Source organism: Streptomyces sp. A2-16 (genome assembly GCF_018128905.1).
Taxonomy (GTDB): Bacteria; Actinomycetota; Actinomycetes; order Streptomycetales; family Streptomycetaceae; genus Streptomyces.
The window spans coordinates 8,224,538-8,247,449 of sequence record NZ_CP063808.1 but is presented as its reverse complement, the minus strand read 5'-3'; the positions used below and the strand labels follow the sequence as shown (position 1 = coordinate 8,247,449).

Below are 22,912 nucleotides of genomic sequence, written 5' to 3'. Positions count from 1 at the left end.
GAGGCCGCTCGTTCTGCCGGGCGGCTGGACTGCGGGGGTGCCGTTCCCGAGCGAGAGAGTGAGATCCGCGTGTACGCCATCGTGCGCAGCGGTGGTCGCCAGCACAAGGTTGCTGTCGGCGACATCGTTGAGGTTGACAAGATTTCCACTGCCAAGGTTGGCGACACGGTCGAGCTCTCGACCCTGCTCGTTGTCGACGGCGACGCTGTGACCAGCGACCCGTGGGTCCTGGCCGGCATCAAGGTCCAGGCCGAGGTCGTGGACCACCACAAGGGCGTCAAGATCGACATCCTTCGCTACAAGAACAAGACCGGCTACCGCCGTCGTCAGGGCCACCGCCAGCAGTACACGGCGATCAAGGTCACTGAGATCCCCGCGGCTGCGAAGTAAGGGACTGAGGAGAGATGGCACACAAGAAGGGCGCATCGTCCACCCGTAACGGTCGTGACTCCAACGCTCAGCGCCTCGGCGTGAAGCGCTTCGGCGGTCAGGTCGTCAACGCGGGCGAGATCCTGGTCCGCCAGCGCGGCACCCACTTCCACCCGGGTGCGGGCGTCGGCCGCGGCGGCGACGACACGCTGTTCGCGCTGAACGCCGGTGCGGTGCAGTTCGGCACCCACCGTGGCCGCAAGGTCGTGAACGTCGTTCCGGTCGCCTGAACCAGGCACTGATCGACAACTTTTCGCGAGGCGGACCTCACTTCCCTGGTGGGAAGGCGGGTCCGCCTTTCGCGTGTTACTGAAGTAGTACTCGTACCGTTTTTGGAGGCACCGAACCATGACCACCTTCGTGGACCGCGTCGAACTGCATGTCGCCGCGGGTAACGGAGGTCACGGCTGTGCCTCCGTCCACCGGGAGAAGTTCAAGCCGCTCGGCGGTCCCGACGGCGGAAACGGCGGACGGGGCGGCGACGTCATCCTGACCGTCGACCAGTCCGTCACCACGCTGCTCGACTACCACCACTCCCCGCACCGCAAGGCCACCAACGGCAAGCCCGGCGAGGGCGGCAACCGCTCCGGCAAGGACGGCCAGGACCTGGTCCTGCCGGTGCCGGACGGCACCGTCGTCCTGGACAGCCAGGGCAACGTCCTCGCCGACCTGGTCGGACACGGCACCTCGTACGTCGCCGCCCAGGGCGGCCGCGGCGGCCTCGGCAACGCGGCGCTGGCCTCCGCCCGCCGCAAGGCCCCCGGGTTCGCGCTGCTCGGCGTGCCCGGCGACCTCCAGGACATCGTCCTGGAGCTCAAGACCGTCGCCGACGTGGCCCTCGTCGGCTACCCGAGCGCCGGCAAGTCCTCGCTGATCTCGGTGCTGAGCGCGGCCAAGCCGAAGATCGCCGACTACCCGTTCACCACGCTGGTCCCGAACCTCGGCGTGGTCACCGCGGGCGAGACCGTCTACACCATCGCCGACGTGCCGGGCCTGATCCCGGGCGCCAGCCAGGGCAAGGGCCTGGGCCTTGAGTTCCTGCGGCACGTGGAGCGCTGCAGCGTCCTCGTGCACGTCCTGGACACCGCCACGCTGGAGTCCGACCGCGACCCGGTCTCCGACCTCGACATCATCGAGGCGGAGCTCAGGGAGTACGGCGGCCTCGACAACCGTCCCCGCATGGTCGTCCTGAACAAGATCGACGTACCGGACGGCAAGGACCTCGCCGAGATGGTGCGGCCGGACCTGGAGGCGCGCGGCTACCGCGTCTTCGAGGTGTCCGCGGTCGCCCACATGGGGCTGAAGGAGCTGTCCTTCGCGCTCGCCGACCTGGTCGGCAGGGCGCGGGCCGCCAAGCCCAAGGAGGAGGCGACCCGGATCGTCATCCGGCCCAAGGCCGTGGACGACAGCGGCTTCACCGTGGTCCGCGAGGAGGACGGCCTCTTCCGGGTGCGCGGCGAGAAGCCGGAGCGCTGGGTGCGGCAGACCGACTTCAACAACGACGAGGCCGTCGGCTACCTCGCCGACCGGCTCAACCGCCTCGGCGTGGAAGAGGCGTTGATGAAGGCGGGCGCCCGTTCGGGCGACGGCGTCGCCATCGGCCCCGAGGACAACGCGGTCGTCTTCGACTGGGAGCCCACCGTCATGGCGGGCGCCGAGATGCTCGGCCGCCGCGGCGAGGACCACCGCTTCGAGGCACCCCGGCCCGCCGCCCAGCGCCGCCGCGACAAGCAGGCCGAACGGGACGAGGCCGCCCAGGAGTTCGACGACTTCGAGCCGTTCTGAGCGAACGGCGGGTGACGTCCCGTCATATCCGAGGACAACCAACCGCCCTTCCTGTGAGTCGTACCGGGCAATCCGTACGACCGTCACAGGAGGGGATGCGGTATGCGCGGAAAACGAAGAGGGTGGCGCACGGGGCTCGCCGTCGTCCTGGCGCTCGGCGGTGCCGTGGCCCTGCCCGCCGCCGCGGGGGCGGCTCCGCACCAGACCCGGGACGACTTCAACGGTGACGGCTACGCGGACCTCGCGGTGGCCGCGCCCGACGGGACCGTCGCGGGGAAGGCGAAGGCCGGGTTCGTCGGGGTTCTGTACGGCTCCTCCGGCGGGCTGAAGACCTCGGCGAAGCAGGTGTTCAGCCAGAACAGCGCGGGCGTGCCCGGCGGTTCCGAGGCCGGCGACCGGTTCGGCAGCGCGCTCACCAGCGCCGACCTGGACCGGGACGGGTACGCCGACCTGGTCGTGGGGGTGGGCGGCGAGGACGGCGGCTCCGGCCGGGTGCAGGTCCTGTGGGGCGGCGCCCGCGGTCTGTCGGGCGGTGCCACCCTCGCCTCCGGTGCGGCCGGCCAGCGGCTGGGCGCCGAGGGACACCTCGCTGCGGGGGACGTAGACGGGGACGGGGCGACCGACCTGCTGACCGCGGTGGACCGGTACGGCCTGGTGGCGACCGGCGGCCCCTTCACCCGCTCCGGCGCGGCCACGGGGGAACGCCAGGTGGTGAAGGACAGATACGACAGCCGCGTCCTCGACCTCGACGTCGGCGACCTCAACGGCGACGGGATCACCGACGTCGTGGCCGCCCAGACCGGCACCGACACCTTCGACTCCCGGCGGATCGCGTACTGGTGGGGCACCAAGGACGGCCTCACGCCCTGGACCCTGGTCTGGGACATCGACGGCGCCGCGCTCCAGGGCGGCGAGAACCTCGCGGTCGGGGACGTGAACCGGGACGGCTACGCCGACATCGTGGTGGGCCGGGCCGTCGACGGATACGAGAGCGACCATGACGCCTACCGTGCCAAGGGCGGGCGTGTCGCCTGGATACCCGGCACCTCGGGCGCTCCTGACGGTGTGTCGGTGCAGGCCGTCAACCAGGACAGTCCCGGGGTGCCCGGCACCGCCGAGAAGGGCGACGGCTTCGGGACCGACGTGCAGCTCGCGGACGTCGAGGGGGACGGGTACCTGGACGTGGTCACCGGCGTGCCCGGCGAGGACCTGGGCCCCGCCACCGCCCCGAACTCGATCAAGGACGCCGGTGCCGTGGTCGTGCTCAGCGGCCGGGCCGACGGGCTGACCGGGGCCGGCTCCCACCAGGTGGTCACGCAGAACTCCACGGGAGTGCCGGGGGCCGCCGAGAAGGGTGACGCCTTCGGCCGAGCCGTCCACGCGGGGGACGTGAACGGCGACGGACTGGCCGACGTCGCGGTCGGCGCACCCGGTGAGAACGCGAGCGCCGGGTCCGTGTGGTCCTTCCGGTCGCGGGCGGAGTACGTCGTCTCGCCCGGTGGCGTGCCGGTTCCGGCCACCGTCGTTGCTCCGAACGGGACGTTCACCTTCGGCCACGCCCTGCTCGGCACCACCGCGGCGAAGGCCCGTCTGGGCTCGGGCTTCGCCAACTAGAACCCAAAAGATCGTCAGTCGGCGGTGTCCTGAAGGCCGTTGCGCCGGGATCACGTTCATCATGTGATACCCGAGTCGCAACGGCTCTTCTGTTGTCTACCTATTTGTCATGCACGCGAACACTCTGGTTCAACGCACGGATCACCCCGAAGCGTGAGCTTCCAGGGTGTCCAAGAGGTCAGCGACGCAAGGGAGTTCGCCCATGTACGGAGCAGCATCACCCGGCCGACGCCGCTTTCTGACCGCCGGTGCCGCCGTGCTCGGCGCCGCCGCCTCCGCCCAGCTGTGGCTGCCGGGCACCGCGCGAGCGGCGGAGACCCCCCTGCCCGACGGTGTGTTCAGCCTCGGCGTGGCCTCCGGCGACCCGCTGCCGGACGGCATCGTGCTGTGGACGCGGCTCGCCCCGGACCCCCTGAACGGGGGAGGCATGCCCGACAGGGTGGTGCCGGTCGACTGGGAGCTCGCCGAGGACCAGCGCTTCAGAAAGGTGGTCCGCCGGGGTACCGCCCAGGCGCTGCCCGCATACGGACACAGCGTTCACGTCGATGTACGGGGCCTGCGCGCAGGCCGCGCCTACTGGTACCGCTTCCGCGCCGACGGCCAGCTCTCGCGCACCGGCCGCACCCGCACCGCCCCCGCCCGGCACAGTTCCGGCGGCAGCCTCCGGGTCGCGCTCGCCTCCTGCCAGAACTGGCAGAACGGCTACTTCACCCCGTACGCCGACATGCTGGACCAGGACCCCGACGTCGTGCTGTTCGTCGGCGACTACATCTACGAGTCGGCGCCGTCGTCGGCGGGCCCGCGCCGGCACGAGGGCACGGGGGAGCCGTACACCCTCGAGCAGTACCGCAACCGGTACGCCCAGTACCGCACCGACCCGGACCTCGCCGAGGTGCACGCGAACGCGCCCTGGGTGGTCACCTTCGACGACCACGAGGTCGACAACGACTGGGCCGGCGAGATTCCGCAGGACCCCGCCAAGCAGCCGCACGACGCCTTCGTGGCCCGGCTGACGGCGGCCTTCCAGGCGTACTACGAGCACATGCCGGTGCGCGCCGCGGCCGTGCCGAACGGCCCGCACATCCAGATGTACCGGCGCCTGGAGTTCGGCCGCCTGGTCCGGCTGAACGTGCTCGACACCCGGCAGTTCCGCAGCGACCAGGTCACCAGCCAGGCCGCCGCCCAGGACCCCTCCCTCACCATGCTCGGCGCCGCGCAGAAGCAGTGGCTCCTGGACGGGCTCCAGGACTCACCGGCGCGCTGGAACCTCATCGCCTCGCAGATCATGATGGCCGAGACCGACATCCTGCCCGGCGAGGGCAAGCTCTGGTACTACGACGCCTGGGACGGCTACCAGGTCGAGCGCAACGCCCTCCTGGAGGAGTTCCGGAGCGTGCGCAACCCGGTCGTGCTCTCCGGCGACCGCCACCTGACGATGATCAGCGACCTCAAGGAGGACTACGCCGACCCGTCCTCCCGGGTCGTCGGCGCCGAGTTCGTCGGTACGTCCATCTCCAGCAACGGCGACCAGGACCAGGCCGCCTTCCACGCCCAGTGGGACCCGCTGAAGGCCGACAACCCGCACTGGAAGTTCATCGACGCCCACCGCGGCTACCACCTCTTCGACATCGACCGGCACGGCATCGACGCGCAGGTACGGGTCGTGGACACGGTGGTGAGCCCGCAGGCGACGCCGAGCACGATCGCCCAGCTGCGGGTGGACGCGGGCAAGCCCGGAGTCCGTCTGGTGTGAGTACGTTGCCCGAGAGGGGCGTGGTCCTCATCACAGCCCCATGCTCCTCTCAGGCAACACTCAGGCACTCCTCTTACCGTCCCTTGACCATGGAGACGGACTGTACGAGAGACGACCTTCCGGTGAACGGCGTGACGGCTCCGCTGCCCGCCGGCACGCGCCTGCTGCACATCGGCCCCCACAAGACCGGCACGACCTCCGTCCAGGGCGCGCTCTTCGCCGCCAAGGACCTGCTGCCCGAGCACGGTGTCGTCTTCCCGGCGCACAGCAGACACCCCATGGAAGCGGTCCTCGCCGCCTGCGCGAGGCCCGCCATGATGGGCGACACCGCGCCCACCGAAAAGCACTGGGCGCGGCTGCTGGAACAGGTCCGGGCCACGGGCGGGAAGACCTCGGTGATCAGCAGCGAGTTCTTCGCCGACACCGAGGACGACGACACGATCGCGCGGATCGTCGAGCAGCTCGGCGGGGAGCGCGTGCACGTGCTGGTCACGCTGCGGCCGCTGGTGCGGATCATGCCCTCGCAGTGGCAGCAGTACGTGCAGAACGGCCTGCGCATGGGCTACGAGGACTGGCTCACCCACATGCTGAGGAAGGCGCCGTACGAGCAGCCCAACCCCAGCTTCTGGCGCCGCCACCGGCACGACCGGCTCGTGGAGCGCTGGGGCCGGGCGGTCGGTGCGCAGCGGGTCACCGTCGTCGTGGTCGACGACCGCGACCGGGGCGGTCTGATGCGCACTTTCGAGCGGCTCCTCGGGCTGCCCGAGAATCTCCTCCAGCCCGTTCCGGACACCGCGAATCGTTCTCTTACCCTCGCCGAGACCGAAATGCTGCGGAATCTTAACAAGGAATTCCGGGGCAATGGACTGCCCGACGAGTTGTATTCCAGGCTCGTGCGCAACGGCGCGGTCATGCATATGAAGAACACGTGCAGCCCCTCGCCCGAGGACGTGAAGATACTCACTCCGGAGTGGGCCGTCCGGGCCGCTGCCGGGATCGGCGCCGAGGCGGCCCGGCGCATAGGCGAGCTGGGCGTGCGGGTCGTCGGTGACCCAGGGCTCCTGTCCGCCGTACCGGAGGCGCCCGCTCTGGACGGCATCCCCGCCCCGCGGATCTCGCCCGAGGTGGCGGCCCAGGCGCTGTACGGGGCGCTCGCCGCGGCCGCCGAGGTGCCGGGGCGGCACAGCTCACCCGCCAAGGCGCGTACCGTGCACCAGACCTCGTCGAAGGAACTGATGCGGGTACTCGGACATCGCTGTCTGAAGAAGCTGCGTCGCCGTTGAACTCCTGCACCGCCGTCGTTACCGGCAGTGCAAGATGAATGACAGGTGGCGCGTGGATATGCGGTGAACGGCGGTCACCTTGCACTGCGGTAACCGCAAGTGGGACCATTTCCCCGTTCCCTGTCGCCCCGAGGTAGGTCTTCTGTGTCCCAGCACATCGCCAAGCCCCGTACCACCGCAGTGATCCTGGCCGGTGGTACCGGTCAGCGCGTGGGTCTCTCGATCCCCAAGCAGCTGCTGAAGATCGCCGGCAAGGCAGTCATCGAGCACACCCTGACCACCTTCGAGAAGGCCGACTCCATCGACGACATCATCGTCCTGATGGCGCCGGGCTATGTGCCCGACATAGAGAAGATCGTCGCCAAGGCCGGGTTCACGAAGGTCAAGAAGATCATCGAGGGTGGCTCCACCCGGAACGAGACCACCGAGCGCGCCATCGAGGCCCTCGGCGAGGGCCTGGCCGAGGGCGAGGACCTGAACGTCCTGTTCCACGACGCCGTGCGCCCGCTGCTCTCGCGCCGCGTCATCGACGACTGCGTGGAGGCGCTGGAGCGCTACCAGGCCGTCGACGTGGCCATCCCGTCCGCGGACACCATCATCGTCACGCGCACGCACGGCGGGGACGGCGAGTTCATCACCGAGATCCCGGACCGCTCCCGGCTGCGCCGCGGCCAGACCCCGCAGGCCTTCAAGTTGTCCACCATCAAGCGCGCCTACGAGGTCGCCGCCGGTGACCCCAACTTCCAGGCCACGGACGACTGTTCGGTCGTGCTCAAGTACCTGCCGGACGTGCCGATCCACGTCGTCGCGGGTGACGAGTACAACATGAAGGTCACCCAGCCCGTCGACGTCTTCATCGCCGACAAGCTCTTCCAGCTCGCCTCGACCGCGGCTCCCGAGCAGGTGAGCGACGAGGCCTACCGCGAGCTGCTCACCGGCAAGACCATCGTCGTCTTCGGCGGCTCCTACGGCATCGGCAAGGACATCGGCGAACTCGCCGAGTCCTACGGCGCCAAGGTGTACGCGCTGGGCCGCTCCACCACGGGCACCCACGTCGAGAACCCGGAGGAGGTCGACGACGCGCTGTCCAAGGCGTACGCCGAGACCGGGCGCATCGACTACGTCGTCAACACCGCGGGCGTGCTGCGCATCGGCAAGCTCGCGGAGACCGACAACGCCACCATCGAAGAGGCGCTGAAGGTCAACTACCTGGCCCCGGTGCAGATCGCGCGCTCGAGCTACAAGTACCTCGCGGAGACCAAGGGCCAGCTGCTGCTGTACACCTCCAGCAGCTACACCCGCGGCCGCGCCGAGTACAGCCTGTACTCCTCCACCAAGGCGGCGATGGTCAACCTCACGCAGGCCCTGTCCGACGAATGGGCGGGTGACGGCGTCCGGGTGAATTGCATCAACCCCGAGCGCACCGCCACGCCCATGCGCACCAAGGCCTTCGGCCAGGAGCCCGCGGGCAGCCTGCTGTCCTCCGAGGCGGTGGCCCGCACCTCGCTCGACGTGCTGCTCTCCGAGCTGACCGGGCATGTCATCGACGTCCGTCAGCAGGACCCGACGGCCTCCGCCGGCCAGGCGTCCGGTTTCGAGGCCGCGCTTGCCAGTGTCCTCGACCGTCAGGACGGCGTGGCATAATCAAGGCAAATAGACTCACGTAATTCAGGCCTCTGTGGCTGCCCGTTCATGGCGCATTCGCAGGGGCCTGAATCCGTAAACAACCGGCATCCCTCCCAGAGCAGGTTTTCAGTGATAAGCACCGCTATTCGCGTCGCCCGGGTGGGCAGTGCGGCCGAACTGGCCGCGGCGGTCCTCATGCTGGCGGGTTTCCCCGCCATAATGGTGGCCGCGCTCATCCCGAGCGTCCCCGCCTTCGCGGCCGCGACCGCCGTGACGTACCTTGCTGACCACTATCTGCACCGCCAGGGCAGTTATCTGATCAACCGCCTCAGCAAGGTGCGCGCCGGACTGTCGATCCGCTTCCTGATCAGACAGCTTCTGCTGATCCTGCTGCTGGCCCGGCTCGACCTCTCCAACAACCTGATCTTCTACGGGGCCACCGCCTGCTTCATCGCGTTCTACGGTCTCCAGGCCCCGCACGGTGCGCTGGTCACCCTGATCCGCAACCGCCGCCGGCTCCCGGTCGCCACCCGCAACGTCGACCTGGCCTCCCGCATCCGCATCCCGGACGCCCCGCCGTTCGGCCTGCTGAACCGGTCGGCCGAGAAGATGCTCCACCTCGACCTCGCGGCCGTGGTCGGCATACTCGTCGCAGCCCAGCTGGACTCCGCGACGCCCGGCTTCATCGGCATCGGCGTGACCATAGGGCTCGGCTCCCTGTACGTCCTCGCGCTGATGCCGTACGTGCGCGGCAAGAAGGTCCCGCCGAACGCCGACAAGGTCCTCGCCAAGGTCGACGACTGGCTGCGCGACTACAAGCCGGAGACCGTGCTCTACTTCTCCGGCTCCAAGGACTCCACCTACCAGGTCAACATGTGGCTGGAGACCATGGAGCAGCTGGACTCCCGGCCGCTGATCATCCTGCGCGAGCGGGTCATCCTGCAGAACCTCGCGCCGACCACGGTCCCCGTCATCTGCGTGCCCGGAGGGGTGCACCTGATGAACATGGACCTGTCCACGGTGCGGGTCGCGCTGTACGCGGCCAACGTCGGCAAGAACATCCACCTGCTGCGCGTGCCCACCATGAAGCACGTCTTCATCGGCCACGGCGACAGCGACAAGCTGGCCAGCGTCAACCCGTTCAGCAAGGCGTACGACGAGGTGTGGACCGCGGGCCGGGCCGGCCGCGACCGCTACGCCATCGCCGACGTCGGTGTCCGCGACGAGGACATCGTCGAGGTGGGCCGCCCGCAGCTGGCGCCGATCCAGAAGTGGCAGGGAGTGCCGGAGGGACGCGTCCCGACGGTCCTGTACGCCCCGACCTGGGAGGGCTGGGACGGCAACCCGGGCAACACCTCGCTGATGCTGGCCGGCGAGAACATCGTGAAGAAGCTGCTGAAGGCCGACCCGCCGGTCCGCGTCCTCTACAAGCCGCACCCCTTCACCGGCACGGTCCTGCCCAAGGCGGGTGCCGCGCACGAGAAGGTCACCGCGCTGATCGAGAAGGCCGCCGCCGAGCGCGCCACGGACCCCCGCTTCCAGCCGGACGCGGCCGCCCAGGCCGCCGCCAAGGCCGAGCTCGCCCGTATCGAGGCGCGGCTCGCCGTCCTGGTCGGCAGCGGCGGCGAGAAGGGCGACGAGGCCGAGGCCAGCCGTGACGGTGTGGTCGACGTGGCCAAGTACGAGGAGATCGCCCGGCTGCGCGGCGAGTGGAACGACGCCTACTGGCGCTCCTTCCCCGAGTGGCAGCACCAGGTGGTCACGGGCGCCGAACCGCGGCTGTACGACTGCTTCAACGTCGCCGACGCGATGGTCTCCGACATCTCCAGCGTGGTCTCCGACTTCATCGCGAGCGGCAAGCCGTACGCGGTCACGGACTCCGCCGAGCTGGGCGTGGAGGAGTTCAAGCGGCAGAACACCGCGGTGCGGGCGGCCACGATCCTGTCCAACAAGGCCGCCGAGCTGGGCGAGCTGATCGACGCGGTCCGCGACCCGTCGTCCGACCCGCTGGCCGAGGACCGGGTGGAGCTCAAGCAGTACCTGCTCGGTCCCGACGAGCCCACGTCCATCGAGCAGTTCAACACCGCGGTGGCGAACCTCGCGATCAAGGCCGAGGCGCGCAACGTCGGCCAGGAGTCACGGGCGGCGGCCTCGGCCGCGGAGGCCACGACCAAGGCCTGACCTCCCCTTCGTAAAGAAAGGGCCCGGTTTTCGGGGGTGATCCCGAAAACCGGGCCCTTCTTGCGTATGTCCCGGTGTCGGAAAGCAACCGTTCCCTCCGACGGGCCGTCTTGGGGATTGCCCTGAGCGGATGTGAGGGGAAAAGACCGTGACTGGGGGAGAAGTGACCGTTGCGCAGCCTGATGTGACCGTGGTCATCGGGGCGTACGAGGCGATGCCGTATCTGGTCGAGTGTCTGGCCTCCGTCGAGGCCCAGACGATCGGCCACGCGCGCCTCGAGGTCATCGCGATCGACGACGGCTCGGCGGACGGCACCGGGGAGTACCTGGAGGAGTTCGCCGCGCGGACGCCCCTCGACGTCACGGTGATCCGGCAGGACAACTCCGGCGGCCCCAGCGGCCCGCGCAACGTCGGTCTGGGCAAGGCGACCGGCCGCTACGTCTTCTTCCTGGACGCCGACGACCGCCTCGGCCCCGAGGCGCTTCAGCGGATGGTCGAGATGGCCGACCGCAACGGCACGGACGTCGTCCTGGGCCGTGTCGAAGGCGTCAACCGCAAGCCGCCGACGTCGATGTGGGGCCAGACCCTGGAGCGCACCGACGTCTTCTCCTCCAACATCAAGTTCACGCTGAGCGCGCAGAAGCTGTTCCGCCGCGCGTTCCTCGAACAGCACAGCATGCGCTTCGACGAATCCCTGTGGACGGGCGAGGACGCCCTGTTCACGATGGAGGCCTATCTGCGGGCCGACGGCGTCTCCGTGATCGCCGACCACACCTGCTACTACCTGGTGGGACGCGAGGACGGCAAGCACGTCACCAGGACCGGCAGCCACACCCTGCGCTTCGACTCCGCGCGGGCCCTGATGACCCTGATCGCCGACATGGTCCCGCCGGGCGCGAGACGCGACTCCCTGATGGTCCGCCCCTTCCTCGTCACCCTGCTCCCGCAGTTCGGCCCGAAGTTCCTCAAGGACAGCGAGGCGGTGCGCCGGGAGAAGCTGGAGCTGGCGAAGCCCTTGGTGGACGCCTACTGGACGGGCGAGGTGGCCCACCGCCTCCGCGTCCACGAGCGCCTGCGGCTCCAGCTGGTGGCGATGGGACGCCCGGATCTCCTGGTGGAGGTCCTGGAGTTCATGAAGGCGAGGAAGACCCCGGAGGCGGTGCTGGAGAAGGGCGGCCGCCGGGTGTTCTTCGCCTACCCGTTCTTCCGCGACCGGTCGACGGGCCTGCCCGACGCGCTCTATCTGGCCGAGCCGCGGGAGGCCCGCGAGGTGCCCGGCTACCGTGAGGTCGGGGTCGACCAGCTGCTGCGTCGGGCGGTCCGCAAGGCGCGCAGGGTCCTCACCCCGGCAGCGTGAGCGTCCCGGAGACGCACACGGTCCCCTCCTCCCGCCGCTGCCCCGGAAGCCCCCGCCCCCGAGCCGCCGCGCACAACGCCTGTACGGCCATGTCGAACCGTTCCTGCGAGGACGGCTCGTCCGGCCCCAGCAACCGCCGCTTCAACCCGGCGCGCGCGGCCACGAGCTCGTCCCGCTCCGGATGACGTACCGCGTCCAGCAGCGCGGGCACCCCCACCGCGTCCGGCGTCAGCACGGTCGCCGCTCCCGCCGTGGGGAAGGCCGCCCGGAACGCGGCCTCGGTCAGGCCGCTCGTGTTCGCGACCGCGTACGGCTTCCCGCTCGCCAGGAAGTCGCTGACCACACTGGACACATCGCTGATCAGCAGGTCGGCCCGGTTGAAGCAGGCGTACAGCGCGGGCCGGGCGTCGGTGACGACCTGGTGCTCCCACTCCGGCAGCGAGGCCCAGTACGCACGCTCCCAGGCCGCCGTCGCCCGGGCCACCGCCTCCGCGCGGCCCGGCTCCGGGGTGGACTGGAGCAGCATCCGCTCCACCGAGTCCGCCGCCGACCGGAAGGACGCGATGGTGAGCCGGTCCAACTCCCTGGTCCTGCGGGAGAGCTCACCGCTGTCGGCGGGTCGCTCCCCGGCCCGTTCCCGGTTCGCCGCCCGCACCAGCTCACGGATCCGCAGGTCCGCCGCGCCCGCCCGCGCGTCCACCGACCCGGTCAGCGGATGCGGCTTGTACAGCAGCCGTACCCCGGGGTCCGCCAGCAGTGCCCGCACGATGTTCTCGCCCGCCTCGATCACCGAGGTGTTGCCGGGATTGCCGTCCCAGCCCTCCCAGGTCGGGGCGTACAGCACCGTCACAGCCCCGGTGGGCGGCCCCTCGTACGGCCGTACGGCCTCCAGTTGCGGGCGGCCGATCTCCACCACGTCCTTGTCCTCGACGCCCACCTCGGCCGCCGCGTACCGCTCGCGCGCCGCGGGTCCGGCCACCCACACCTCGTCGTAGGCCTTCGCGTACGGGTTGCAGGAGGACAGCTTGTCGCTCTCGCCGTGGTTGACGAAGGTGTGCTTGATCGTGGGGATGCGCAGGACCTGGGAGGTCTTGCCGGAGTTCGACGGGTGGATCAGGACCTGGAGCGTGGACTGCTCCAGGCGCAGCAGCGTGGACACCTTCGGCAGGCAGACGATCGGGACGTCGGTCGCGGCGATCTTCTGCATCATGAACCGCTCGCGCAGGACGATGACCGGCTTCCCGTCGAGCTTGGCGAGCGGCTCCAGCCACATGTTGGCCTGGTAGGCGGACGTGGACCCGCCGGAGAAGTACAGACCGACGGTCGGCCGGTACTCGGCGAGCCACGCGTCGAACCACTCCAGCACCTCCTGCTCGCCCGCCGGGCGCCGGCTCGGCAGCAGTCGTACGAGAAGGTCCGCCAGGCCCATGAGCGCGAGCCCGAGGGACATCGCGATGCCGAAGGCCGCCCACCGGGGCTCCCCCGTGGCGGCCGTGACCAGGAGGCCCGCCGTGGCGGGCAGGCCGTGGACCAGCAGCCGGGGGCCGGGGCGGCGCAGCAGGGCGGGCGGGGCCGGTGTCAGGCGCAGCGCGGAGGCGTCGATGTTGCGGGTGACCACCGGGAGGGTGCGGGTGCGGCGGACCAGGACCGAGACCGCCTGGATCGCGCAGTGCAGCGCGTAGAAGGCGAGCAGACCGGCCACCAGCACGGTGTATGCCGTCTCCTCGTCCTCCGGGGTCAGCCGCAGCAGGCCGAGGACCAGCAGCAGGTCGCGCAGGACATGCCGCACGGTGATGTCCGCGTGCGACTTCGCGAACAGGGACACCATGCCCCGCTGCCAGCGGTGCAGGACGCCCTCGACGGCCAGGGAGGCGGCCGTCGCGGCGAGCAGCAGCGGGACGTGCGGGCGCAGGGCGGCGACGGCCTGGGCGACGACGGCGGCTGCCAGGACGGCGGCGACGAGTGCTCTCGTCGTGGTCTGCCGGCCCGGCAGCCGCAGCGCGGACCGCAGGCGGGGGAGGGGTTTTCGCACGGGGGTCACTCCAGGGTCGTCGCGAGACGGACGCCCTGGTTAACGCGTGCCGACCTCCGGACGACACGCGCGTGTCCTGTGCCCTGCGTGGCGGGGAGGTGCTATGCGCGGGGCGGTGTCAGGCGAGCGGGGCCAGGAGGTCCGCGGCGCGTTCCGCCGCCGACCGGTCGGCCAGGTCGTTGACCGCGGCGTTGAAGCGCTCCATGGAGGTCGGGTGGTCCGGGCCGAGGACGTACTCCTTGAGAGTGCGGCGCCGCGGGGCCATGGGGTCGTGGAGGGGCTCGCGGACCGAGCGCAGGATCTCCGGCAGCCGGGTGCAGGCACGGTCGAGCAGATACGCGCCGCCCGCGGTGGTGTAGGCGGCCCGGAACTCCTCGTCGGGCAGGTCGTGGGCGTTGGTGAGGACGTACGGCTTGAGGCTGGCCACGAAGTCGGCGACCACCGAGGAGACGTCGCTGATGAGGAGGTCCGCCTGGTTGAAGCACTCGTACAGGGTGGGCAGCTGTTCGAGGATCACATGGTGCCGGGCGCCGGAGCGGCTCGCCCAGAAGATCCGGTGCCACTCGGCGTGCAGCTCCTGCCACTCGGCAGCGCCGTCGGGGCCGGGCATGCGCGCGTCCCTCAGCTGCTGGGCGTCGTCGCCCTCGTGGCGCCCGGACATCTCGTCGAGGCGGGCCCGGATCTCCTGGAGCCGGGGTCTCGCGTCCGCCATGTGCCGGTCCTCGTCGGCGCGCAGCAGCTCCCGGATCCTCCGGTCCGCGGCGGCCGCCTCGGCGGAGCGCTTGCCGGTGAGGGGGTGCGGCTTGTAGATGATCCGGACGTTCTCCGCGAGCAGCCTCTCGACCAGGGGTACGCCCATGGGGATCAGCGAGGTGTGGCAGTCGTCGTCGCTCCAGCCCTCCCAGGTGGGGGCGTAGAGGACGACCGGCACCGGGCCGGGAAGGTGGTCGGTGTGCAGCCGGACCGGGGCCAGCTGCGGGCGGCCCACCTCGACGATGGCCCCGTCGCTGATGGCGTGCCGCACCCGCCGGTAGCGGTCCCGGCCCGCACGACCGGCCACCCAGATCTCGTCGTACACCTTGCTGACGCGGTTGCTGCTGGCGAGCTTGTCGCTGTCGCCGTGGCCGATGAAGACGTGCTTGGCCTCGGCGATCCGCAGCATGTGGACGTTCTTGCCGGCGTTGCCGGGGTAGAGCACGACCCGGACGCCGGACAGCTCCAGCTCGGCCAGGTCGTCGGCCTTGGGCACACAGACCACGGGGATCCGGGTGCGGCCGAGGAAGCGGAACGAGGCCCGCTCGCGCAGGACGATCACCGGGCGCCGGTCGAGCTGCTCCAGCGTCTCGATCCACATGTTGACCTGGTACATGAAGTCCTGGGACACCGCGGCGAAGCTGAAGTACAGGGCCACCTCGGGTCGGTATCCGGCCAGTCGGCGGTTGACCTCGCCGATCACCGTGTCCCGGCCGGGCATCCGGCGGACCGCGCGGAACCGTCCCAGCAGCGCCGTCAGGGCCGCCAGGGTGGTGCCGATGGTGAGCGCGCAGCCGATGTAGGCCGAATACCAGGTGCCGGTCGCCAGGGCGACGATCACTCCCGCGTGGGCCGGAAGATCGAGGTGGAGCAGTTTGCGCAGGAAACGCCGGTAGAGAAACGCGGGCGGGTGCTCGGGAATGTCGAGCCCGCTCATGTCGAGATTGCGCACGATCACCGGAAGCACACGGCGCCTGCGGATCGCGTGATGCAGTGCCGAATACATCATCACCAGCAGGAGATGGGCGCTGAGCACGGTGAGCCCGGTGACCAGCACCGCCCCGGGGGCGTCCATCCGGTCGGCCAGGGCGAGCAGCATCACCGTGCGCACGGCGAACCTCATCGTGCGGCTGAGCTGCAGTGTCGCAAGGCGGCGGACGAATCCCGGGGCCCTGGAGTGCAGGGCCTCGTCCGCCAGATAGGTCACGGCCCACGCCGCCGTGAAGCCCCACAGTGACGGCAGCAGTGCCAGGACGGGCAGTGCCGCGAAACCGGCGGCGAAAAAGAACACCAGGAGAAGATCGATTTTCCCGCGAACGCGCAGGACGGCGCACAACCGACGGATCGTCATGGGCAGGGCTTTCTCGAGCTACGGCAACGACCTTGATGTCGGCGAGTTCGACACGAAGCGGAGGGGAATGGTTGTACATCCCGTGGCCGAAAAGAATTCACTTTCCATTAACGGGAGGGTGTTGTTCCGCTTTTCTCGGAAAGGGAACCGAATCGGCCCCCGAACGCGTCCGGTACCGGGTCCGGCACCTGGACGGCCGCGCGTCACCGCGTCCCCTTCGCGTACATTGCGGGCGAGGTACCCGAAGTGGCGCGAGGGGACAGGACACAAGGTGGCAGGGGCAAGGCAGGCTGTGGGCGAGGCCCGCAGGATCGTCGTCAAGGTGGGTTCCTCGTCGCTGACCACCGCATCCGGCGGCCTCGACGCCGACCGGGTCGACGCGCTCGTCGACGTCCTCGCCAAGAGCCGCAGCGGCGGTGAGCGCGAGATCGTCCTCGTCTCCTCCGGGGCCATCGCGGCCGGACTCGCCCCGCTGGGCCTGCGCCGCCGCCCCCGGGACCTCGCCCGCCAGCAGGCCGCCGCCAGCGTCGGACAGGGTCTGCTCGTCGCCCGCTACACCGCCTCCTTCGCCCGCTACGGCGTCCGTGTCGGCCAGGTGCTGCTGACCAGCGACGACATGAGCCGCCGCGCCCACCACCGCAACGCCTCCCGCACCCTCGACAAGCTCCTCGCGATGGGCGCCCTCCCGATCGTCAACGAGAACGACACGGTCGCCACGGACGAGATCCGCTTCGGCGACAACGACCGGCTCGCCGCTCTGGTGGCCCACCTGGTCCACGCCGACCTGCTCGTCCTGCTCTCCGACATCGACGGCGTCTACGACGGCGACCCCAGCAAGCCGGGCACCTCGCGGATAGCGGAGGTGCACGGGCCCGGGGACCTGGCGGGCGTCGAGATCGGCAGCGCCGGAAAGGCCGGCGTGGGCACCGGCGGCATGGTCACCAAGGTCGAGGCCGCCCGGATCGCGGCCGCCGCCGGCATCCCCGTGGTGCTGACCAGTGCCATCCACGCGGCCGACGCGCTGTCCGGCGGCGACACCGGCACCTACTTCCACCCCGCAGGGAAGCGCTCCGCCGACCGGCTGCTGTGGCTCCAGCACGCCTCCACCCCGCAAGGCTCGCTGACCTTGGACGACGGTGCCGTCAAGGCCGTTGTCGACCGCCGCAAGTCGCTGCTGCCGGCCGGGATCGCCTCCGTCGAGGGCGAGTTCGTCGCGGGTGATCCCGTCGAACTGCGGGACGGCACCGGGCACGCGGTGGCCCGCGGGCTCGTCAACTTCGACGCCAAGGAGATCCCGCGGCTGATCGGCCGCTCCACCCGGGAGCTGGCGCGGGAGCTCGGACCGGCCTACGAGCGGGAGGTCGTCCACCGGGACGATCTGGTGATCCTGCATCCCTGAGGGACATGCGGTGGTGTGTTCCGAGGGGGCGGGGTGCCCGAAAACGGGGTGAACGCCCTGCCAAGGGCGTCGCCCTGAGGTGGACGTTCCGCAAAACCGCCCCGCGAGCCCTTGCGGCCTGCTCAACTTTGTCTCAGGGACACATTCCGCGCGACCCCTGGGGTCGACCTGTGCATGAAGGAGGCCGTCGTGAGACGAGTGCGCCCTGGGGCAGCGGCGTCCCACGAGGGTGCGGCGGCTTCCCGGGACGGCGGCCCGCCCGGGGGAACCGCCGCGCGGGCGGCCGGTGAGGAGCGCGCGCTGACGAGCGTCGCAGCCGGTGAGGAGCGGGCCCTGACGAGCGTCGCGGCCGGTGACCGGTACGAGGGCGAGGAGCCCCGGGATCTGCCGCGGCTGTGGCATGTCACCCTCAGCGTCTCGGGCGGCGAGGCCCCGCTGAAAGAGGTCCGGCGCGCCCTCGAGCAGCTCGCCCACGACCACCCCTTCCTGCTGACCAGCCGCTACGCCAACGACCACGCGGAGATCCGCTACTGGGAGGAGGCCCGCGACCTGCACGACGCGGCCGCCGTCGCCCTGCGCCTGTGGGGCGAGCACCGGCAGACCGCGGGACTGCCGCCGTGGGAGATCGTCGGCCTGGAGGTCATCGACCGCCAGACCTACCACCAGCGCATCGCCGAGGGGTACGGTCCGCCGCCGGCCACGCCCGTCGGGGCCCACCCGTTCTGATCATGGCGCCGGTGTCCCTTTGATCCCGTCTCGCGCTGTGGAACAACAGGTGGACGGCCTCGCCCGGCGCACTACCCTTCCTGGTATGACCTCCCTCTCGCCGTACGACTCCATGACCCCGGTCACCCAGGCCGCCTACCGGGCCAAGGCCGCCGCCGCCGACCTCGCCCCGCTGCCCAGGGCCGAGAAGGACGACGCGCTGCTCGCCATCGCGGACGCCCTGGAGGTCCGTACGAGCGAGATCGTCGAGGCCAACGCCAAGGACATCGCCAAGGCCCGCGAGGCAGGCACCAGCGAGACGGTCATCGACCGGCTCACCCTCACCCCGGAGCGGGTGCGCGCGATCGCCTCCGACGTCCGGGACGTCGTCGCGCTGCCCGACCCGGTCGGCGAGGTCGTGCGCGGCTCGACCCTGCCCAACGGCATCGACCTGCGCCAGGTCCGCGTCCCGCTCGGCGTGGTCGGCATCATCTACGAGGCCCGCCCGAACGTCACGGTCGACGCCGCCGCCCTGTGCCTGAAGTCCGGCAACGCCGTCCTGCTGCGCGGCTCGGCCTCCGCGTACGAGTCGAACACCGCCCTCGTGCGGGTCCTGCGCGACGCCGTGGGCGGGGCCGGGCTGCCCGCCGACGCCGTCCAGCTCGTGCCCGGCGAGTCCCGCGAGAGCGTGCGCGAGCTGATGCGCGCCCGCGGTCTGGTCGACGTGCTCATCCCGCGCGGCGGTGCCTCGCTGATCCAGACCGTCGTGACGGAGTCGATCGTCCCCGTCATCGAGACCGGCACCGGCAACTGCCACGTCTACGTCGACGCCCAGGCCGACCTCGACATGGCGATCGACATCCTGATCAACTCCAAGGCCCAGCGGCCCAGCGTCTGCAACGCCGCCGAGACCCTCCTGGTCCACCAGGACATCGCCCCCGAGTTCCTGCCGCGCGCCCTGGACGCCCTCGCCGAGGCCGGCGTGACCGTCCACGCCGACCCGCGGGTGCTGGCCTACGCGAAGGACACCAAGGCGACCGTCGTCGAGGCCACCCTGGAGGACTGGGACACCGAGTACCTCTCCTACGACATCGCCGCCGCCGTCGTCGACTCGCTCGACAAGGCCGTCGAGCACATCCGGCTGTGGACCTCCGGTCACACCGAGGCCATCGTCACCACCTCCCAGCAGGCGGCCCGCCGTTTCACCCAGCTGGTGGACTCCACGACCGTCGCGGTCAACGCCTCCACCCGCTTCACCGACGGCGGCCAGTTCGGCTTCGGCGCGGAGATCGGCATCTCCACCCAGAAGCTGCACGCGCGCGGTCCGATGGGCCTGCCGGAGCTGACGAGCACGAAGTACATCGTCACCGGCGACGGTCACATCCGCCGCTGAGCCGGGTCGCCAGGGGGCGCGCGGCCAGGGCATATGCGTCAGGCAGGCGCCCCGGCCCGCTTCCGTGGCATACGAGAGGCGTCTCACTGGGCGGATGAATTTCCGTACCGTCTGCCCAAATTGACCCCCCAGGTCTACTCTGGATCCGTGCCGGAGGACGTGGGGGGCACGCCGTTCCCTGACGGCTGGGAGCCCGACGACGACCACGACCGCGGGGTGTCGGACGAAGAGTTCGCCTCCGTGGTCTTCGACGAGGCCTTCGTACGGGCGGCCGTGGTGCACGAGCCGACCGCCGTCGAGCGCCTCCTGGCCGCCGCCCAGGCGAGAGCCGAGGCCTCCGAGGCCGAGGCTCGCCGCGCGCACCCCAGAGGCGAGCGGTACGACGACAGGTTCGGACCCGGCCGTTTCGGCCATGATCCCGAACTCGACGACCTGGACGACACCGAGGTCCTCGAAGGCCGCTACGGCGCTCCAGGGACGTACGGCAAACAGGTCCGCTGGCACCGACCCGTCGCCTGGATGCTCGCTCTTGTCATGGGCATCGGCATGGTCGCGCTGGCTTTCACTGCGGTCTACCGGGGTGCCTCCTCGGGCAGCCGCGACCGGGTTCCGCCGCCCGCGTCGACCGGTCTGGAGCAGGGGAGCACGGTGACGCCCTCGGCGTCCGCCGACTACTCCCAGCCAGCCGCCTCCGCGGTCCCGCGAACGCCCTGACGATCCTGGTGAGAACCTGTCAGAACTTGTCGCACAGCCGGGCGTTTACCTGAGCTCCCCGAGACCTACCCTGAAGATATGGGCGGACCAGGAGACCCACCTGAGGGGACACCCGAGGGCGCCCCCGTGGGTGGTGAGGACGAGTACCGATCCGTCGTCTTCGACGAGTCGTTCGTCCGCGCTGCCCGCCTCCAGGAGTACTCCGCCCAGGAGCGCATGGCCGACCACGCGCCCGCCGTACGCCGCCGCCCGCCGCTGCGCCGGGGACTGCACCGGCAGGCGCTGATCCTGGTCCTGCTGATCGCCGTCGCCTTCGGCACCGCCATCTACATGGGCGTACGGCACCCCTACCAGAACTCCGCGGTCCCGCAGCCCGTCGAGCCCCTGCGGATGACGGTCATCCCGCTGGCCCCCGAGGGCAGGGTCCCGGGACACGCCGACGCCGAGTACCTGTACGCGCACAGCCCGGCCGCGCAGTACCGCGTGGGCGCCGAGGGCATCCCGCTGCCGGCCTCGCGCCGCACCGCGCACTTCTCCGACAGCCAGGTCGTGTCCGCGCTGAGCACCGCCAAGGACTACATCGTGCGGTCCTCGCTAGACCCGGACGTCCTCGCCGGCAACCAGGTCCGTGCCGTACGGGTGCTCCTCGACACGGACCAACTCGACCAGTTCGACCAGAGCTTCGCCCACCCGGCCGCGGACGGGCGGCACGCGCCGACCGGGTGGCTGGTTCGCTTCGACCCCGCCCAGGCGCGGCTGGCCGACGGCAGGATCCGGGTGCAGGGGAGTCTCCAGGCTGCCGAGACCGACTCGTCGACGCTGGAGGTCACGGCCGACCACACGTTCGTGTACGCGTTGCGGGCGGTGGGGGCGGGTGCCTCGGAGGAGACCTCGCTGTTCACCGTGCGGCGCGAGCTGCACTTCCGGTTCGACCGGGACGACCTGCGGATGCACACGGCCCAGCTGGTCGTGTCGTACGTCCAGGCCGGGCCGCTGTCCTGCGCGGAGGACTCCACCAACCGGCTGCATCCGCTGCTGGCCGGTCAGACGGCGAGGGCGGGCGGACCGGCGGGGACGGATCCGTACGCGACCGGCAGTGCTACGGCGTTGTGCGGCTCTCTGGCCAACGGGGCGCAGCCGAAGGTGTGAGCAGCGGGGGCCGGGCGAGGTCTGGCGGTGTGATCAGCGGGGGGGGGGCAGGGGGCCGGGGGCAGGAGGAAGGGTCCTGCCGGTGTGGCCGGGGGCCGGTGTGGCCGGTGCGGTCGGCGGGGGACCAGGGGACGAGGTCTGCCGGTGTGGCCGGCGGCACCAGGTCGTTCGTCGGCCGGTGCCGGTGCCGGTGCCGGTAGGGGCCTGTCGCGCCCGGCTGCGGAGCCGCGGATCGACACGGCCCCGCGCGCCTTCGGGTGGGTTCAGCCGGTCTGCGTGGGGCCGTCCCCCTCGTCGGGCCTGCCGTCGTCCCGCGGGGCCGAGTTCGAGAAGCCGCCGAAGCCCCGCCGTACCCTGCCGCCCAGGTCGCCCGCCCCGCCGGCGATGTCGCTGACCAGCTTCATCAGCGGGTCCTTGGAGCTCTTGACGTTGGTCGCGTAGCTCGCCGCCGACTCACGGAAGGAGTCCGTGACCGAGGTGTCCTTGTCCTCCGTGCGGCGCGGGTAGTGGCCGTCCATGATCCGCTGGTAGTCGCGGGACTCGGCCCACTTCTTCAGCTCGGCCGCCCGCACGGTGGTGAAGGGGTGGGAGCGCGGCAGGACGTTCAGGATCTTCAGCACGGAGTCGCGCAGGTCGCCACCGGCCTCGTACTCCTCGGCCTGCTTCAGGAACGCGTCCACGTTCATCTCGTGCAGATGGTGGCCGCCGGCCAGCTTCATCAGACCGCGCATCGAGGCCTTGAGGTCCTGGCCGACCAGCAGACCCGCCCGGTCCGCCGACAGCTCCGACTTGCGGAACCACTCGCGCAGCGCGGTCACGATCGCCATGATCGCGAGGTTGCCCAGCGGGATCCACGCCACCCTGAGGGCCAGGCTGGTCAGGAACAGCAGGATGGTCCGGTAGACCGAGTGGCCGGACAGCGCGTGGCCCACCTCGTGGCCCACGACCGCCCGCATCTCCTCCTCGTCGAGCAGATCGACCAGACCCGTGGTGACGACGATGATCGGCTCGTCCAGGCCGATGCACATCGCGTTCGGCTGCGGGTCCTGGTTGACGTACATCGGCGGGACCTTCTCCAGGTCCAGGATGTAACAGGCGTCCCGCAGCATGTCGTTGAGGTACGCGAACTGCTGGTCGGAGACGCGCACCGAGTCGGACAGGAACAGCAGCCGCAGGCTCCGCTCCGGGAGCAGGCCGCTGAGCGCCTTGAACACCGTGTCGAAACCGCTCAGCTTGCGCAGCGCCACCAGGGCGGAGCGGTCGGCGGGGTGCTCGTACGCACGCGAGGAGATACCCGGGAAACGCTTGCGCTGCCTGCTCGGCACGTTCTCGTGACCGTTGTTCTGATGGCCGTCGTCGGACATGTCTTCCCCCATGTGCGTCTTTGG

17 protein-coding genes are annotated in these 22,912 nt (G+C 70.6%); 14 read left to right on the top strand and 3 right to left on the bottom strand.

What is annotated here, in order from left to right; translation table 11 throughout:
• Positions 1-69: 69 nt before the first annotated feature.
• The 9 genes from rplU (at position 70) to IOD14_RS36995 (ending at position 12,028) form a co-directional block, all read left to right on the top strand.
• Positions 70-390, top strand: coding sequence for a 50S ribosomal protein L21 (rplU, locus tag IOD14_RS37035; RefSeq protein WP_007381993.1), 321 nt, complete (start codon positions 70-72; stop codon positions 388-390).
• Between the two features lie 14 nt (positions 391-404).
• The gene (gene rpmA, locus IOD14_RS37030; protein WP_123760699.1) at positions 405-659 is read left to right on the top strand and encodes a 50S ribosomal protein L27; all 255 of its coding nucleotides are present in this window, start codon (positions 405-407) and stop codon (positions 657-659) included.
• Between the two features lie 118 nt (positions 660-777).
• Positions 778-2,214 (top strand): GTPase ObgE, encoded by a 1,437-nt coding sequence (gene obgE / locus IOD14_RS37025; protein ID WP_123989187.1) that lies wholly within the window; start codon positions 778-780, stop codon positions 2,212-2,214.
• 102 nt (positions 2,215-2,316) lie between these two features.
• The gene (locus tag IOD14_RS37020; protein WP_212672580.1) at positions 2,317-3,828 is read left to right on the top strand and encodes an FG-GAP and VCBS repeat-containing protein; all 1,512 of its coding nucleotides are present in this window, start codon (positions 2,317-2,319) and stop codon (positions 3,826-3,828) included.
• 202 nt (positions 3,829-4,030) lie between these two features.
• Positions 4,031-5,581, top strand: coding sequence for an alkaline phosphatase D family protein (locus IOD14_RS37015; protein WP_212672578.1), 1,551 nt, complete (start codon positions 4,031-4,033; stop codon positions 5,579-5,581).
• An 89-nt stretch (positions 5,582-5,670) separates the two neighbouring features.
• Complete coding sequence (locus IOD14_RS37010; RefSeq protein WP_212672577.1) at positions 5,671-6,864, top strand: hypothetical protein; 1,194 nt, start codon at positions 5,671-5,673, stop codon at positions 6,862-6,864.
• Between the two features lie 144 nt (positions 6,865-7,008).
• Positions 7,009-8,508 (top strand): bifunctional cytidylyltransferase/SDR family oxidoreductase, encoded by a 1,500-nt coding sequence (locus IOD14_RS37005; protein WP_123989183.1) that lies wholly within the window; start codon positions 7,009-7,011, stop codon positions 8,506-8,508.
• A gap of 111 nt (positions 8,509-8,619) precedes the next feature.
• Positions 8,620-10,671 carry a CDP-glycerol glycerophosphotransferase family protein gene (locus IOD14_RS37000; RefSeq protein ID WP_249126165.1) on the top strand — a complete coding sequence of 684 codons (2,052 nt, stop codon included), beginning with the start codon at positions 8,620-8,622 and terminating at the stop codon, positions 10,669-10,671.
• Positions 10,672-10,834: 163 nt separating this feature from the next.
• Positions 10,835-12,028: a glycosyltransferase family 2 protein gene (locus tag IOD14_RS36995; RefSeq protein WP_123989182.1), complete on the top strand. Its 1,194-nt coding sequence runs from the start codon at positions 10,835-10,837 to the stop codon at positions 12,026-12,028.
• Here IOD14_RS36995 and IOD14_RS36990 read toward each other — a convergent pair.
• Both IOD14_RS36990 and IOD14_RS36985 read right to left on the bottom strand, forming a co-directional pair.
• The gene (locus IOD14_RS36990) at positions 12,012-14,027 is read right to left on the bottom strand and encodes a hypothetical protein (protein ID WP_249126329.1); all 2,016 of its coding nucleotides are present in this window, start codon (positions 14,025-14,027) and stop codon (positions 12,012-12,014) included. The two genes, IOD14_RS36995 and IOD14_RS36990, sit on opposite strands and share 17 nt — an antisense overlap.
• Before the next feature lie 151 nt (positions 14,028-14,178).
• The gene (locus IOD14_RS36985) at positions 14,179-16,104 is read right to left on the bottom strand and encodes a hypothetical protein (RefSeq protein ID WP_249126164.1); all 1,926 of its coding nucleotides are present in this window, start codon (positions 16,102-16,104) and stop codon (positions 14,179-14,181) included.
• Between the two features lie 352 nt (positions 16,105-16,456).
• On the opposite strand from IOD14_RS36985, the gene proB reads away from it, so the two are divergent.
• The 5 genes from proB to IOD14_RS36960 all read left to right on the top strand — a co-directional run bounded on the left by proB (position 16,457) and on the right by IOD14_RS36960 (position 21,524).
• The gene (gene proB, locus IOD14_RS36980) at positions 16,457-17,563 is read left to right on the top strand and encodes a glutamate 5-kinase (RefSeq protein WP_212673479.1); all 1,107 of its coding nucleotides are present in this window, start codon (positions 16,457-16,459) and stop codon (positions 17,561-17,563) included.
• A gap of 189 nt (positions 17,564-17,752) precedes the next feature.
• On the top strand, positions 17,753-18,289 hold the full coding sequence (locus tag IOD14_RS36975; protein WP_249126163.1) for a hypothetical protein: 537 nt from the start codon (positions 17,753-17,755) through the stop codon (positions 18,287-18,289).
• Positions 18,290-18,374: 85 nt separating this feature from the next.
• On the top strand, positions 18,375-19,661 hold the full coding sequence (locus IOD14_RS36970) for a glutamate-5-semialdehyde dehydrogenase (protein ID WP_123989179.1): 1,287 nt from the start codon (positions 18,375-18,377) through the stop codon (positions 19,659-19,661).
• 147 nt (positions 19,662-19,808) lie between these two features.
• Positions 19,809-20,375, top strand: a complete 567-nt coding sequence (locus IOD14_RS36965) for a hypothetical protein (RefSeq protein ID WP_174269133.1) — start codon at positions 19,809-19,811, stop codon at positions 20,373-20,375.
• Positions 20,376-20,453: 78 nt separating this feature from the next.
• Positions 20,454-21,524 (top strand): hypothetical protein, encoded by a 1,071-nt coding sequence (locus IOD14_RS36960; protein WP_212672573.1) that lies wholly within the window; start codon positions 20,454-20,456, stop codon positions 21,522-21,524.
• Positions 21,525-21,787: 263 nt separating this feature from the next.
• On the opposite strand, the gene IOD14_RS36955 is transcribed toward IOD14_RS36960, so the two are convergent.
• On the bottom strand, positions 21,788-22,888 hold the full coding sequence (locus IOD14_RS36955; RefSeq protein ID WP_212672571.1) for a M48 family metallopeptidase: 1,101 nt from the start codon (positions 22,886-22,888) through the stop codon (positions 21,788-21,790).
• Positions 22,889-22,912: the final 24 nt, after the last annotated feature.